Here is a 15,808-nt window from a genome sequence, read left to right on the forward strand (position 1 = left end):
CATGATGAGCCTCAGCTCGCATCTAGAAATTAAGGCTTTAAAACGACGGCGATTAAACAGCTATTCAAATTAAGACTAGAACCGCTCAAACTAACTTGAAAGTAATCAAAAGTGGTTCTTCTTTGACAGCAACGGTAACATTTAAATATTGAAAACCACCGGTAGGATTAAAGTGCCGCGCTAGCCCATCGGCACGACTTGTATCACGTTCAACTTTCCAATCACCTGCAATTTGCACTTGCAACTTTTGCCCTTGACGGTAGAGCAACAGCCCTTGCTGCTGCACGACACTTTGATCTGTTGCGGCAGCAATCAGTGGTAATTGTAATTGTGCGCCAATCGCCGTAGTTGCCACTTTAATTTGCATTTCAGCTGCCGTTAATGTGTAAGTTAAGGTATAACGATTCCCATCGGCAAAATAACCAGTCGCACGGATTTCTTCTTGATCACCTGCAGCAGTTTGTTGCAAGGTTGCTTGTGGATTCGTAACTGTTTGCTCACCTTGATAAATTAGCCGCATCGTCTGACAGGTGACCGGTTCATCAAGTGGGTATTGCATATTGGTTGGTTCCGGCAGACTATAGTCGGTCATTGTCGCGGCTAAAATCGGGCCAAATTGGCGATGATGCAGTAATGTCAACGACCCACCTGTTGGCGTTGAATCTTTGGTATAAACATAATCACTGACACAAGCGCTGGCTGACCAGTCACCTTTTCTTAACGTGGCAACTTGTTGGTTATTCCAAAGTTGAGTTGTTTCCGGTAAGACTAATTGCGCCGCCGACGCTGAATTAATCTCATGTCCTTCAAGTAAACATAAGGTTAAAGCTTTGGCATGACTGAAAGTATGATGAATACAAGTCGGTTGTCCTGCTGCAGTGAACATTGGTCCGCCCGTTAATAAACCATCATGTGTACAAGACTGCAACAATTGTAAATTACGAGCAGCAACTGCTTGAAATTCAGGCTCAGGAAAATAAGCATATGCCCCCTGACAACCATCAGAGGTGCGGCTCCCCCAGTAACTCCACTTAGCATTGCGATTGCCAAAACTATTATTCCAGCCACCATCTGCTAGGAAAAAATTCAAATGCGTTTTGAGGACCTTTTTAAGCGTTTCTAGTAATTCTGGGTCATTCATGAGTAAAGCATAATGAACAAGACTAGGCAGGCTCTCTTCAACGTTATAACCGACATCAAAGGCCAACGCACCTTTAGCTGACTGATCGCTTAAATGAAGATCATGGGCACGACCCTCACCGACTAATAAACCATCCGCTTGAATAAACGGTTTAATCTTACTCATCGCTTGTTGTGCCTGTTTAATTAATTCCGGCCGTTGTAAGAATTTACCTGCCAAAGCCAAGGCAAAGGTTCCTGCACACCAATAATTAATATTCGTTTCGACAGTGCTCATAAAGTTCTCAATGAAAGGTAATGACGTGTTAATTTGCGCTAAAATTGCTTGCTTAGTTTTTGCTGATAAGACATTGCCGAAATAGGTCAAACAATCGATATAATTGGTGATTGTAAAAATCGTTGTCCCTTTCCACGGGTGACCAGGATCGTTAACAAAACTACCATCATGCGCGGCAACATTACGTTGACTCCACCAGAATAAAGCTTCAGCACTCTCAAGATAAGAGGGATCATTCAATTGAACCCCAGCGTATAACAATGGCAACATCGCATCCATGCTGCGTCCATGCATTCGTAAACATGCCGGACACAAAATACCACCATCAAAAACTGAATGATGACGGCGCAACTGATGTTCTTTTAATGTTTGAGCCCAAGTCAATACTAATTCTTTATGCATAACTTCTTCTCTTCCCTTTTAGAAAAGGATTGGCGATCAAATAAGTTCTTCAACCCAACCCTTATTTTTTGTTGCACCTTGCAATGAATCTGCTATTAAGTTTTGCGCATTTCATGACAAATGGCCTTGAGAGAATCCAAAAATCCGGATTTCCTCAAGGCCACCTTCATGATCGCTGTCAAAACCGACTTTTGTCTTGAAGCTCTTTAAATGCGCTTATCCAATTTTTTTACTTATTCAGCAACGATGCTCACATCTGAATCGCTTAAAAATTTAATTAACTGAATGCAACGACAACAGTAACATTGACTAACTTAACCGTTAATTTACTAATGGTTGCAGTGGTACGGTTACTTTTTGATTGTGCCAAGTAACCTCAATCTGATCAGCGTGGCGTTCAACGATTGGTTGTTGTGTCGGCACGTTAGAACCACCATAGTAAGCACCAATTAATAAATGTTCACCAACTGCTAATTCAGCGTTGGCAGCCAAGAGCACCGTGTTGGGATAGAGCAAGTTGGTATTGGGCGCTGGAAAAACCGGTTCAACTTGATCAAAGTTAGCTAAATTAACAACTGCCGCAACCCCAACTTCAGATTGAAAAGCTAAACCATTGGAAATTTTAATAGCTGGATGCCGATCTTCATGGCTATCATTAACTGGGCTACTAAAACCACCATCGCTAACGAGTAAGGGACGTTTCGTTATGAGTTGATGAATTCGAACATGCCATTCACCTAACGGAATAATCGTGCTGCGAATTTCAACATCTGGCAATGGCGACCAGTCATGCCGCAACCAAGTATCAGTTACCACGGCCTTCTGATCCAATGGTTTATGAACGAACAAGTCTGTTCCCGCTTCTGCAACAGCTAAGACGCTGTCAAAAGCACCAGCAACTAGACCATGTTTATCATTTGCCACACTAAAACCAAACTTAGCAGAATAAACAAACTTACTATATTTCTCATCGGCATGAGCTTGGTTCGTCCATTGTGCACTGGGATATAACATCGCGTTGTAGCCAGCTTGGTTGGTAATAATCATCTTAGCGGGCTTGATATGAATCATCTCAGCACGTTCTGGCTGAACTGCTGTGGCGGACCAGAAAGGATGATCAGCAGGCACACCTAATAATACGAAAGTTTTGAAGGCCCAATATGGTGAGCCTGGACCGTTGTAGTGCTCAGACATATAAAGATTTTCGTAACCATAGCCAATGCTTAAGACACCATCAGCTTTAGTCATAGCGAATTGTTGCCAATAATTAAGGTGATCAAAGATAATCGCCTTAATTTCACCCCAAGGTAAAACTTCAACATTGGTGAAGACACAGGCTGACCAAAATGCTACCTGTGCAAAACGATACGTTAAGCTACGACCAAAGGCAACGCCGGCGCCATCTCGATCGAACCAATACTTGAAGCTCTGTGCAAATTCTTGAGCACGCTTAACAAAACGAGCGGCACGCTGAGGATCTTCGGCAGCCATATAATGTGCATATAACAAGCCATAGAAATGCATCGCCCAAGGAATATAATAATCCATTTGATATTCATTGCCGTCATAATACCAGCCTTCTGGTAAGGCCATCGATTCCAAATCCACTAAATCCTGCGTCATGCGCTGACGGTCAGCTTTGCGCCCTAACTTAATCTCAGCAACATTAACTAAAACTCGGAAGAACCGCCAATTATTTTTATGAACACCGACGTGGTTAATTTGATCAATCCAATTGTAAATATTATCTTGATCATTAACCGTTAATTTATCCCAGAACTTCTCCTTCGTCTCAATTAATGTCACTGCGAAAGCGGCCATCTCAACAATTAATTGATCAAAGTCACGAATGTCACCCCAATAATATGGGCTCTCTGGATTAACTCCGTTGAGGATTGCGTCAGCGTAATAAGCAAAGTCGGCATTGTTCAATGTGCCGGCACCATACATTGGCCCAACTGCCCATAGATTACGTAAAAAGCCTTCTATTTGTGCTTGATCAACACTGTAATGGGTTGTGCTACTACCAAGATTCAAACGTCCGTTACCTTGTTGACGATATTGCTTAGTTGGATCAAGCAAACCGTTGAAAAAAGTTAACAATGTTGCGCGATCAACAATTTTTTCTGTCTTCAATCTTTTTAGCCATCCTTTACCAAATCAAAAACGATTTATTAAGTAAGCGTAGAATTCCTTCTATTAAGAAGTAATCGCCATAAACAATCTTAACATGAGTTTCTGCTGCCTGATGATACGAATGACTGACCATGCCAACAATGCCATCTTGATTAAGATCCCAATAGCACCAATGATCAACCGTTGCTCTCAGAATCTTTTCGGCGGCATGGCGGTACAATCCTGCTTCATATTCACCTACTTGATCGGCAATTTCTAACATACCGCAGGCCGCGCACAAACCAGCACTTGAATCATATTTTTTAGTTTCGTATGGTGCACGAAAATCAACTAAAGATAAATAATCTTCCTGACTGACATTGGCAATATAATAATGAGCAATCCGCTTCGCTGCGTCTAAATAACGCTGCGCCTTAGTATGATGATAACTCAATGCATAACCATACAACGCCCAAGCTTGTCCGCGCGACCAAGCTGATTGAGCATCATAACCTTGACCACCACGCAGACCTAAAAACTCACCAGTTTGCGGATCAAATGTTGCAACATGACCGACTGAATCGTCTGAACGAACCAAGCATTCCAATAAACGGTCGGCATGCCGCATACCAATTTCTTGATAACGAGGATCGTTGGTCTCACTAGTAGCCCAGAATAACAGTGAAATATTCATGAGACTGTCAACAATCGTCCAACCAGCACGCTCTGGCTGATTCCATGAACGAATGAAATTACCATTAACATTGAAGCGTCCTGCTAAAATATCAGCAGCGTGTAACCCCCGCTTACGAGCAGTTTCATCACCAGTTAAGCGATAATCTGCAACCGCACTGTGTAAGAACATAAAACCCACATCATGTTGTAATCCGTAATAATCAGCAAATGTTTGATCTAATAATACTTCAATTTTTCGAGCGTTATCTTTGTACGCCGTTTCAGCAGTCGCATGATAAAGTTGCCATAGACTACCAGCAAAGAACCCATTCGTCCACCAAGACACGTTTTCTGTTGCCATATTGTTATAGTGACCATCACGAACAAGATAGGGAATTTGGTTTTCATTACGCCGATTAACGACGCGCATTTTCTCGTCAATGCGTTTTAGGATGGTTGTCGCCCATTGTTGGGTTGTGGTGTTTTCGTTATTCGTACTCAAGATGAACTTGTTCCCCCTGCATCAATGTCTGCTATTTATAAGCGTTTTTTACCGTTAATTCTGGATAAGCGCCTTTAACTTCGTCGCCCAATTTCTTTAGGGCTTGTTCTTTAGTAATATTGCCAGCACCATAGTCCTTGATTAAATCGCCCATAAATCCACTAACAGTTGAATCATATTTAGTAACAATGTCTTTATAAGCAGCGTCTTGAACCTTTTGTTGTTTAGCATACATATCATAAACCTTTTGTTCGCCAAGTAATGGTTCTTTGTAACCACTATCTACTAGCTTTTTAGCAGCAAGTTTGCTCGATGGATAACCAACCTTAGACTTCTGATCGTTATAAAGATTATCTGTGTTGACAGTCTGTGACTTGATGTAATTCCAAGCACTCTTCTTATGTTTAGAAGTCTTAGTCATGAAGAAGTAACTACCGCCACGTGCATAACTCATTGTTGGTTGTGTAACTCCCCAGTTACCAGCACCAGATTTGTCAGTAATTTGTGGAACTAACTTAGATGAGAAGCCCCATGTTGGTAAGAAGCTAACGAAGAACGTATTGCTATTGTAACCTGCTTGATAAGCCTCGTCTTCTGCTTGACTAACAAACATCTTATCTTGATACCAAGTCTTGGTTGTATCAAAAATTTTAGCCATATCTTTGGTAATTGTAAATGTGTTGTTCTTGACATATGGTGTTTTACGCTGTGCGAATAATAAGTTTGTTGAATCTACTGTGTTACCAAACAACTTAGTTTTGCCATCATATTTAGCCTTAAGTTTGTTATTAACTGTTTTCCATTTGTCTAAAGTATTTAAGCTCTTAGCAACCTCGGCTGGATCATCAGTACCTAAAATATCCTTAGCAATCTTACGGTTGTAGAACATCATGCCAATGGGCTCTTCACCAGTCATACCAACTAAGTTACCCTTAGGATCAAGTCCTAATTGATAAACATCATTGAATGTGTTCTTCTTATATTTGGCAGCATCAGATTTGAACGTTTCTGAATAATTAACCGTTACACTCGTTCGTGCAGCCCAGTCTTTAACGAAGTCACGTGAAACGATGAAAACATCAGGCGCGGTTGAAGGATCATTGACTTGTTGTTTTAATTTTTTGTCAAAATCAACTGTCGGAACAACGACAACTTTAACCGTTTTACCAGCTTTCTTTGCCCACTTCTCAGCACTTTCCTTCATAACGTTAGATGAAGTCCAGATTGTGATTGGACCCTTCTTATCTTCATCAGTAACTTTTGCGGCGCTAGCTGAACCTGATTTGCTACTGCTATCTTTTGAGCTACTGCTACACGCGGTTAATACTGCTGTACTCAAGAGAATTGTGCTTGCGATAATCAAATGCTTCCAAAAACTTTTTTTCATAATTAACCTCTCCTTATAAGGTGACTACCCTTTGTCGCCACCGGCATTTACACCGTCAATAATGTAACGAGAAAACATGAAGAAAACAATCATAATTGGAACAACTGAAATTGCAATTGCAAGGTACATACCACCAACCGTTCGGTCTTGAGCATCAGCGTTCAACGCACGAATAATTAATGGCAAAGTGAATTTCTTTGGATCAGAAAGTAAAATCAAAGGCATCATATAATTATTCCAACTTGCAATGAAGCCTGTAATACCCATTGTAAAAATGGCGGGAGAAAGCATTGGTAAACCAATTCTATTAAAAATCATAAACTCACTCGCACCATCAATTCTTGCTGATTCAATCGCACTTCTTGATAAGGCTGTCTCGGCATACTGTTTAATAAAGAAAACGGTTGTCGCCGAGGAAATTGATGGTAAAATCAAAGGCCAGAATGTATTAACCATATTCAACCCTTTGCACATTTTGTAGAAACCAACGATACTAACCTGCCCAGGAATCATCATGATCACAAGCAGGATTGTAAAGATAACCCCTTTACCGCGAAAATCATAAGCAACAAAACCGTAAGCAGTTAACGCTGAGAAGTAACATGTTAACAGTGTGCTAAACCCAGAAATAATCAAACTATTTTTAAATGCCGCAATGACATCAACACGTTGCTGAATTTCACGAAAGTTCTGGGCAATATTATTACCTGGGAAAAATGAAAAGCCAGAAACAATGTCACCTGTGCTACGGGTTGCGTTAGTCAGCATTAAATAAAATGGTGCAAAACTGACAAGTGCTAACAAAATCAGACAGACGTACATGCCAACTTTTCTAGAATGGATTTTTTGATGATTTAATTTAACATCTGCCTCATTATTCATGATTTTGATTTACCTCCTCTAAAGCGACCAATGAAGACAACTAAAGAAATAATGACAATGAAGAAGAATAAGTAATACGATATTGCCGCTGAATAACCATAGTTGTTATATTGGAACGCCGTATTGTAGAGATACATGACAACAGTCAATAATTTACCCTGAGGAGCACCAGAACCACCAGTCAAGATTTGTTGAACATCGAAACTTTGTAAACCACCAATCATTGATGTTAAGAAAACATACAATGTTATTGGACGAAGTAACGGCATCGTAATCTTCCAGAAAATGTTCCAAGAATTCGCACCGTCGATTCTTGCAGCTTCATACAAGCTTGGTGAAATTGCAGTCATTCCCGCCATAACCATAATCATGGTATTGCCATAATACATCCACCAGTGGATGAAACCGACGGAACCTTGTGCAAAAATTGGGTTTGACAAAAAGTTAATTGAATCATGAATCAAACCGGTTTTCAATAAGAACTGATTTAGCAAACCTGATGGATAACTTAAAAATTGGTTAAACAATGCGGAAATTGAAACGGCTGTTACTAAGCGTGGTAAATAGTACAACGCTCGCAACGCACCTTTTGCCTTAATTCGGTTATAAGAAAAAATTGCGGATAATGCAAAGGCAAAGATAAATTGTGGAATAACACCCATAACCCACATAATCAATGTATTTTTCAATGCTTCATAAAATTGTGGATCTTTAAAAACTCGCATGTAGTTTACTGACCCGATAATTTGTGGATCCGCAAAACCATCGTATGACGTAAAACTTAAGTACAATGTATAAAGGATTGGATACAATCCAAAAATTAAAAAGACAATGAAGAACGGTGCGATGAAGAAGTAGCCATAATAATTTTTATCAAGTTTACTGTGACGCTTCCGACTCACTTTTTTTTGCGACACCTTTGAAAAATTTACCGTTTGCTGCATTATAACCTCCCCTTTCGCAGCGGATGACTTTTCAAATACGAAATTATTACAGTTATCGCATAAATTAAAGCCGCTACTGCAATGATGTATCTTAGAATCTGATTGATTGGTAATTGCCATATCAGCAGTAACATGATGATAAATGTCACAATCTCGCATGGAAACTTCCAGCCCTCATATCTGTCTGGAATGATGAAGCCTGAAAGAATCAATGCAATGACGAGAAAAAAGTCATTTGTCCACCTCCACGATGTATTGAAATCGAAAATATAATTTTAAAATTTAAACGTTTAAACTATAACAGCAATTTAATGTGTTATAATTATAGCAATCAATCTTAAGGAGTACCCAGTGCTAATGACCGCCAAAAAAGCAACACTTAAACAAATCGCAAGGCTTGCAAATGTCTCTGTCGCAACTGTCTCTTATGTCATGAACGGTCGCGATATTGTAAGCAAAGTCACAAAAGAAAAAGTCCTTGCAATTGCCAATCAACTAAACTATACACCTGACATTATGGCTCAAAGTCTGCGCACACAAAACTCGAAGCTTGTTTTCGCCTTAGTCAACACACTATCAAGTGTATTTAACACGAGTATTTTGTCAGAAATAGAAGAAGACTTTGAACAACGAGGTTATCAACTTCTAGTCTTACAAGGTGAGCTACCAGCTGTACTTAAAACTAATATTTTTGATGGTGGCATCATTTTAAACCGTGATTTTCCAACTGATCAGTTAGAAACGCTAACCGATCTTTTTCAAAATAAAATAATACTATTATCTGACATCGATCGTCTTAATAACTCCAATGTTGTTCAAATGGACAATACATTGGGCATGGAATTAGCCGTGTCTGAAATCTATAAGTCACGACATCAACGAGTTTGTTTTATTCAAGGTCTGCCAACTTCGGCCAATGACATTGAACGTTATTCTAGTGCGGAAAAGGCATATCAGCAGTTGTATCAACGCGATGATTTCCAAATTCGCATTTTCGATGCGCACTTTATAACTGAAAATGCCTATTCAATTGCAAAGCATTTATTAGAAAATCAACTTTATGATGCGTTTGTTTGCTTCAACGACGGCATGGCTCTTGGTGTTTATCAAGCTGCTGCGGATCTTAATTTAACTGTGGGCAAAGACATTAGTGTAATTGGTTTCGATAACAGCTTCTTTGCTAAACACTTAACACCAGCACTAACAACCATTAACATTGATAAAAAACTATGGGCTCATGAAATTGTTAATAGTTATTTGACCGTTTCTCAGCCAAATCACCAACAAAAGATTACTGTTCCAACCACATTGATGCAGCGACATTCGATTGCCTTTGCAAAACCAAATTAATTGGTTAGTACAAAAAATGAATCAAAATCTAAGTAGTGTTGCTAATTAATAAGATCGCTCAGCTTGACCAGATTTTTGGTCGAACAGAGCGATCTCGTTAAAACCTTCGCGTTTGAGTTTTTATCCTACGGTAAGATAAACAAACAGAATTACAATTTTATCTCATTTTTTTAAACTTCATTCATGCCATTTACTAAAAGAGTTGTTCTTTGCCCTGCTCAATATAACCAACATCGTCCATAGCTGCTACTTTAATACCGTCGGCTTCTGGAACGAGAATGGAAACACTGGCGTTGTGCAATGGCTCGGTCAATTGTTGGCCTAATGTATTCAAGATGGTCGTAATCGCATTGCCATGAGAAACAATCAGAACTTTTTCATATTGACTTTGTTTTGCTGCATTGATGACAGACTGCAAGCCGTGCATCAATCGCTTTTGTAAAACAACGTAGCTTTCACCTTCTTCAGGTGTTTGCGCATTGAATTTAGTCGCAATCCCGTCAGCAAGATCGCGCATGGTTTTGTGATAAGTAGTTACTGCGGCGCGATACGAGTCGATCTTGAATAATTCTTGAGACATGACATTTGCTGTTTCGCCCTCAAAATAGCCGAAACATTCTTCTCGAAAATCCGCACTCGTTTGCAAAGTTAGCTCATCTTGGTGAATTTCATGTAAAACTAACTTAGCCGTTGTGACAGCGCGTGTTAGATCGCTGCTATAAGCAGCATCAAAACGTAAATTCTGTTGGTTTAAGCCACGGCCTAAAGCAATCGCATCCGTACGTCCCTTAGTCGTCAACAAAGCATCCGACCAGCCTTGAGCTCGATTCGTTCGATTTAATAAAGTCTGACCATGACGCGTTAAATAAATTTGCAATGAACTAAATCCCTTTCTATTATTGCTAACGTATTGAAAAATATGTGACGATACAATGACGTGCACTAAAACTGTTATTCTGTGGTTCTCCGCGCTTGCACAAAGGTTGGATACGGGGTGTAGCGCGTGCCGTGAGGGAAAATAAATACTTTTGCTGGAACGTAGTGGTAAACCCACTTGATTAGGATAGTGGCAACTAAAACTGTTTTGTTGTCGTTCTTCACGCTTACGCAAAAGTTGTATACGGAACGTGTGCGTTGCCGTGGCGGCGAAAGAATACTTAGCGCCGGAACGTAGTGGGCATTGCTTGAAGCCAATTTTTGCAAAATTGTCTTCAAGACAGGTCTTGTTTGTAAGTAATAAATTACTAACAACAATTTCACCACTGAGCGGTATTTATTTTCCCTCACTAGGCAAGCAAGAGGGCAACCTTTGCGCAAGCGCTGAATTGATGAGTGGGTGAATATGCCCCAATTTTGAGAAGCATAAACTTGAAGTTTAGTTGCACTAATGCACATTCGTCAGTGCCGGAGGAAAATCGCGGTCAGCCGCGTCATTCTTGTTAGTGGTTTACCACTTACAAGAAAGTTTGTATTTGAGACAAATTTATTTGGCTCAAATCAAACTCGCAGCGTTCCACCAGCGCATTTTCCGTAGGCACGGAGAACCGCAACATAATAGTTCTAGTTTCTAGCACCTTAAATCAGTGGATTATGGCCTACAATTCCAAATACTCTGCTAAGAACCGACCAACGCCATCTTCATCGTTACTTAATGAAAGTTGACGTGGCACACGGCCGAGAATTTTAGGATTGGCGTTTTTCATCGCTAAACCTAAACCGGCGTAATTCAACATTTCAAGATCATTATCATCGTCACCAAAAGCAATCACATCTTGTTGCTTGAAACCCAACTTTTGCGTGACAAAATCAAGCGCAACTGCCTTATTAATATGCTCGGTGACAACTTCTAGAGCCGCATTTTCACCACTCCAGGAACCCCAACTTTGTACGCTAACCGGAAATTTTTTCGCTTGAATGGCAGTCCGTAACGCTGGAACATGACTTTCTTCCACAAACATTGTCACTGAAATTGGTGCCTGTTGCAATGGATCTTTTCCTAATAAATGTTCAGGATGTGGCATGTCTGGCAAGAACGGCAAATTTGTATAAGGGCGATCCGCCAATAACATCTTTTTACCCTCAGCGACCATCACTTTAATTGGGAAATCAGCGCGCAACGACAACAACGAGCTAACAGTTTGTGTCGGCAAGGTTTGCATATACTCGTATTCCCACGCTTGATGAGGAACATGCACTAAGGCACCATTGAAATTAATCATCGGTGTCTGCAATTGTAGTTCATCATAAATCGGTTCACTAATGCTATCAGGACGGCCAGTGGCAACAATCACTTTGTGCCCTGCCGCTTGTGCTGCTTGCAAAACATTTTTCGTCAGTGGTGAAAGTCGACCTTCTTGATTAAGCGTCGTGCCGTCTAAGTCTAACGCGATTAATTTCGGTGTCAAAATGTTCCTCCTGAAAATTCTAATAGTCTTAGTTTAGCCAATAATCAATGTAACGGCAAGATTTATTCGCAAAAAGCGGACTAACACTGCAAGTTGTTTGAAAACTATTACTGAATTGTTTAAAATCGACTGCGTAAATTTAGAAAATTGCGGTAAAATAAAGCCAATAATGAAATCGATTTCTTGGGGGAATTAATAAAATGTCTCACGATAATTTAGCCGCTTTACCAGGTAACGCAGTAAAATATGCACCAAAGAATGCCGTACACTTGCCCAATTCACCATTAGCAAATCAACATGTTGCTTTTTTAGGCTCCTCAATTACACTTGGTGCTGGATCACTTGATCAATCGTTCGTCGACTACTTGGTGTCCCAAGACAATCTAATTGCCGTCAAATCGGCCGTTAATGGCACCACATTGGCCGGCAAGAGTACAAATGGTTATCTTACCCGTCTACAAGATGAAATTCCACAAAACGTCAATTACGACGCTTTTGTCTGCCAACTTTCCACTAACGATACCCGTCATGATAAACAACTGGGCCAAATTAGCGCGGGTAACCAATTAACTGACTTTGATGTTGAAACAACCACTGGCGCACTGGAATTAATTTTGGCATATGTTCAACAACATTGGCATTGTCCAGTTCTATTTTACACGTGTTTACGCACCGATAAAGACACCGATTATCAACTGTTAATCCAACAATTATATGAATTAACAGATAAATGGGATTTTGAAATATTAGATTTAAACCATGACACTGAAGTGCAACAAGAAACAACCGCCCATCCCGCCGCCATGCTCGACGACGCCCACCCCACCCAATTAGGCTATCGCGACATTTGGACACCACGATTCAGAAAAATTTTAACCGAAATGATCGCCACCAAAAACTAGAGTGCGAAAAGCAACGGGTTGGCGGTATGAATTTAAACAGGAAGATCATTGCGTGTCAACGCAAGGAGATTCATGCTTAAATTCACTTCCGCCAGTTGCTTTGAGCACGTTTCAGTCAGAGTGCGAAAAGCAACGGGTTGGCGGTATGGATTTAAACGGGAAGATCATTGCGTGTTAACGCAAGGAGATTCACGCTTAAATACATGACACCCAGTTGGCTTGAGCACGCCTCAAACAAGAAACCGACATTTTCATCCCGGCCCCAAACAAAAACGCTGAGGACATTTCAATGCTAATCCCCAGCGTCTCTTAATCATTTTTGACCAACTATGACGACTCAGCTCTGTTTACGATCTTGCTTGATTAGAATTGTCAGTGACGCCAACAAGACCATTGCCACTAAAATAAAGATTCCGACTCGTAAATCCCCGTTGTTAAATAAATTACCACCGAAGGCATAAATAAATGCAACTGGTAAACTACCAATAATCACTGGTAACCAAAGTTGGCGTAGTGTGTAATTCAAATGCAGCGCGGTGACATCGACAAATAATGTTGAAATAAACGGTACGCTGTAGCCAATTGTTAGCCCTAATAACGGTTGGTGCATTTTAGCAATGTCGTCAATAATTCGTGAATCATGAGCTGCAATTCTGCGCGATAGTCCGGTTAATTCGAAGATGCCAATAACGGCTAAATTTCCCAAACTAATACCCACCGCATTAATGAGGCCACCAATTAAACCACCATAACCGACACCAATTGCAATACAGACAATTGAAATCGGCATGAATGGTATCGCCGTCATGACCGCAATCAATGTAATAATTAACGTCAAAACGAATGGGTCGCGTTGATGTTGGCGAATCGAGCGCAATAAACGTTGACCGGTTGCTTGCTGCGTTTCTTTAGAGCTATGCAAAAACGCTTGAATCTCATTTTCAAAATGGTGATATATGCCATAGATCAAGACTAAAACCAATCCGGCTGCTAAAGCGTATAATAAGATGCGTCGCAATGTTTTCATATTTACTCCAAATCATTAATTCTTAAATCACGCTAACTTTATTTGTCACTCGCTACTGTTAATTATGGACTAGTTCTAGTCATAAATATAGCCAAATGGATAAACGACTCGTTGCTGACGATAATTTATCAGACAGCATCGTTGATAGTGTGTTGAAAAATAGATCGCAATTGGGAGGTACGTCATGATTGAGTTAACGGACCAGATTTTGACACAAGTGATTACACCACGCCAACCAGAAACCCACAAAGGTAATTATGGTCGAGTGTTAGTTATCGGTGGTGCAAAACTTTATGGTGGTGCAGGGATTTTAAGTGCCAGTGCCGCTTTATTAACTGGCGCAGGATTAATTACTCTTGCTTCGGATGCTGTTAATCGCAATGCCTTGCACGCGCGCCATCCAGAAATTATGTTTCTGGATTGGGCTGACACTGCAACGTTATTGGATCTGATCAAACAAGGTGACGTGATTGTCATTGGACCTGGATTAGGCTTAGATGCGACAGCTCAAGACTTGCTCAATTTAACACTCAGCCATGTTCACGCCATGCAAACATTGATTGTTGACGGGTCAGCCTTGACGTTGATTGCCGAACAACAGATTGACCTTGACTGCCCCGCCCAAATTATTCTGACCCCACATCAAGAAGAATGGCATCATCTTGCCAAGATTGAAATTGCTAAGCAGACTCCTGCAACTAATCAAAAAGTACTAGCAGAGAAATTTCCTGCAACAACGATTCTAGTCTTGAAACAACATCGCACCGAAATTTACGCCAATGGTGAAATTTATCAGAATACTAGCGGTACAGCAGCTATGGCAACCGGCGGAATGGGCGATACATTAACCGGAATTTTAGCTGCTCTGATTGCTCAATTTAAAGCACCATTATCGGCAACTCTCGCCGGTGTTTATTTACATGGTTTAGCTGGTCAATTAATTGGTGAAGAACAATATGTCGCCCTTCCTAGCGATTTAATCGAACAAGTTTCAGGGCTGATGAAAAAATATAGTGAAATAACTGAACAACAATCTAAAGTGGGATTTATTAATTAAAAAACTAGAACAATTGGTTTTTTGTGTCACGACAACAGCCAACCAATGAAACTCAGATATTGATCTCGATACCATTAGGTTCACGAACAAGGAATGACAAAATCGTAGTCCCTACTTGCTTAAAAGATTGTACTTCTAATACAACATGTTATAATAAAGATATAAAAAGAAGCCTTGCGCCAACAAGACTTCTTCTAGTAGATCCGTTTAAAGACGGTTAACATCCATTTGAAACGTTATAATCGCTCAAACTTCGTCAAAAATTTCTTGGGCGGTTATTTTTTATTGTCTTTGAGAAGTTCAACCACAACTTTAATTAGAGTGAGAATTAATATCCCAAAACTAATCATCAGTTGTAGTGCTTCCGATACTGACAAAGGTGCGCCTCCTTTCAACCAAAGTTTCAATACCATTCATAGGCATCAACTTCTTTCGCATCGGGATTTGCCAACCGCCTTCAACTTGTTCTACTGATTCAGATTGTAACATGGTAAGCGCTTAATTAATAGCCGCATTTAGTAACATTCTCTGCACAGCAATTATACTGAAATAACAATTAGAAAATGCTCATAACAACAAATGATCCGCAAAATTGTAGTCCTCATTGCTTAAAAGACTGTACTTCTAATACAACATGTTACAATGAAGGTATAAAAAGAAGCCTTGCGCCAACAAGATTTCTTCCAGTAGATCCGTTTAAAGACGGTTGGCTTAATTTGAATGGTAACCACCCAAACTCGTCA

The 15,808-nt window shown here is 40.2% G+C and carries 15 protein-coding genes; 4 read left to right on the top strand and 11 right to left on the bottom strand.

Annotated features, from left to right (window positions below; translation table 11 throughout):
• Window positions 1-85: 85 nt before the first annotated feature.
• From EKM65_RS02320 to EKM65_RS02345, 6 genes are all read right to left on the bottom strand, one after another.
• Window positions 86-1,819: a hypothetical protein gene (locus tag EKM65_RS02320; protein WP_125605105.1), complete on the bottom strand. Its 1,734-nt coding sequence runs from the start codon at window positions 1,817-1,819 to the stop codon at window positions 86-88.
• Between the two features lie 321 nt (window positions 1,820-2,140).
• Window positions 2,141-3,955 (bottom strand): DUF2264 domain-containing protein, encoded by a 1,815-nt coding sequence (locus EKM65_RS02325; RefSeq protein WP_125605107.1) that lies wholly within the window; start codon window positions 3,953-3,955, stop codon window positions 2,141-2,143.
• Window positions 3,956-3,971: 16 nt separating this feature from the next.
• Window positions 3,972-5,111 (bottom strand): glycoside hydrolase family 88 protein, encoded by a 1,140-nt coding sequence (locus EKM65_RS02330; RefSeq protein WP_225420375.1) that lies wholly within the window; start codon window positions 5,109-5,111, stop codon window positions 3,972-3,974.
• Window positions 5,112-5,142: 31 nt separating this feature from the next.
• Window positions 5,143-6,498, bottom strand: a complete 1,356-nt coding sequence (locus EKM65_RS02335; protein WP_125605109.1) for an extracellular solute-binding protein — start codon at window positions 6,496-6,498, stop codon at window positions 5,143-5,145.
• Between the two features lie 24 nt (window positions 6,499-6,522).
• Window positions 6,523-7,380: a carbohydrate ABC transporter permease gene (locus EKM65_RS02340; protein WP_125605111.1), complete on the bottom strand. Its 858-nt coding sequence runs from the start codon at window positions 7,378-7,380 to the stop codon at window positions 6,523-6,525.
• Window positions 7,377-8,324, bottom strand: coding sequence for a carbohydrate ABC transporter permease (locus EKM65_RS02345; protein WP_125605113.1), 948 nt, complete (start codon window positions 8,322-8,324; stop codon window positions 7,377-7,379). The genes EKM65_RS02340 and EKM65_RS02345 overlap by 4 nt, the downstream gene beginning before the upstream one ends.
• Window positions 8,325-8,681: 357 nt before the next feature.
• Here EKM65_RS02345 and EKM65_RS02350 point away from each other — a divergent pair, with 357 nt between their 5' ends.
• Window positions 8,682-9,674, top strand: coding sequence for a LacI family DNA-binding transcriptional regulator (locus EKM65_RS02350; RefSeq protein ID WP_125605115.1), 993 nt, complete (start codon window positions 8,682-8,684; stop codon window positions 9,672-9,674).
• Between the two features lie 193 nt (window positions 9,675-9,867).
• On the opposite strand, the gene EKM65_RS11145 is transcribed toward EKM65_RS02350, so the two are convergent.
• The gene (locus tag EKM65_RS11145; RefSeq protein WP_164506781.1) at window positions 9,868-10,551 is read right to left on the bottom strand and encodes a histidine phosphatase family protein; all 684 of its coding nucleotides are present in this window, start codon (window positions 10,549-10,551) and stop codon (window positions 9,868-9,870) included.
• Window positions 10,552-10,813: 262 nt separating this feature from the next.
• Between EKM65_RS11145 and EKM65_RS11150 the strand changes: the two genes are divergently transcribed.
• Window positions 10,814-11,014 (top strand): hypothetical protein, encoded by a 201-nt coding sequence (locus tag EKM65_RS11150; protein WP_164506782.1) that lies wholly within the window; start codon window positions 10,814-10,816, stop codon window positions 11,012-11,014.
• Between the two features lie 255 nt (window positions 11,015-11,269).
• Here EKM65_RS11150 and EKM65_RS02360 read toward each other — a convergent pair whose 3' ends face one another.
• Window positions 11,270-12,079, bottom strand: coding sequence for a Cof-type HAD-IIB family hydrolase (locus tag EKM65_RS02360; protein WP_125605119.1), 810 nt, complete (start codon window positions 12,077-12,079; stop codon window positions 11,270-11,272).
• 200 nt (window positions 12,080-12,279) lie between these two features.
• Here EKM65_RS02360 and EKM65_RS02365 point away from each other — a divergent pair, with 200 nt between their 5' ends.
• Entirely contained in the window at window positions 12,280-12,981 is a 702-nt protein-coding gene (locus tag EKM65_RS02365; protein ID WP_125605121.1) for an SGNH/GDSL hydrolase family protein, read from the top strand.
• A 337-nt stretch (window positions 12,982-13,318) separates the two neighbouring features.
• Here EKM65_RS02365 and EKM65_RS02370 read toward each other — a convergent pair whose 3' ends face one another.
• Entirely contained in the window at window positions 13,319-14,008 is a 690-nt protein-coding gene (locus tag EKM65_RS02370) for a VTT domain-containing protein (RefSeq protein ID WP_125605123.1), read from the bottom strand.
• A gap of 184 nt (window positions 14,009-14,192) precedes the next feature.
• Between EKM65_RS02370 and EKM65_RS02375 the strand changes: the two genes are divergently transcribed.
• On the top strand, window positions 14,193-15,065 hold the full coding sequence (locus EKM65_RS02375) for an NAD(P)H-hydrate dehydratase (protein ID WP_125605124.1): 873 nt from the start codon (window positions 14,193-14,195) through the stop codon (window positions 15,063-15,065).
• A 275-nt stretch (window positions 15,066-15,340) separates the two neighbouring features.
• Here the strand turns inward: EKM65_RS02375 and EKM65_RS11595 are convergent, their stop codons facing one another.
• On the bottom strand, window positions 15,341-15,415 hold the full coding sequence (locus tag EKM65_RS11595) for a putative holin-like toxin (protein WP_404803118.1): 75 nt from the start codon (window positions 15,413-15,415) through the stop codon (window positions 15,341-15,343).
• Window positions 15,408-15,554 carry a hypothetical protein gene (locus tag EKM65_RS11155; protein WP_164506779.1) on the bottom strand — a complete coding sequence of 49 codons (147 nt, stop codon included), beginning with the start codon at window positions 15,552-15,554 and terminating at the stop codon, window positions 15,408-15,410. The genes EKM65_RS11595 and EKM65_RS11155 overlap by 8 nt, the downstream gene beginning before the upstream one ends.
• Between the last annotated feature and the right edge of the window lie 254 nt (window positions 15,555-15,808).

The organism is Lapidilactobacillus bayanensis (assembly GCF_003946695.1).
In the GTDB taxonomy this organism is placed as follows: Bacteria; Bacillota; Bacilli; order Lactobacillales; family Lactobacillaceae; genus Lapidilactobacillus; species Lapidilactobacillus bayanensis.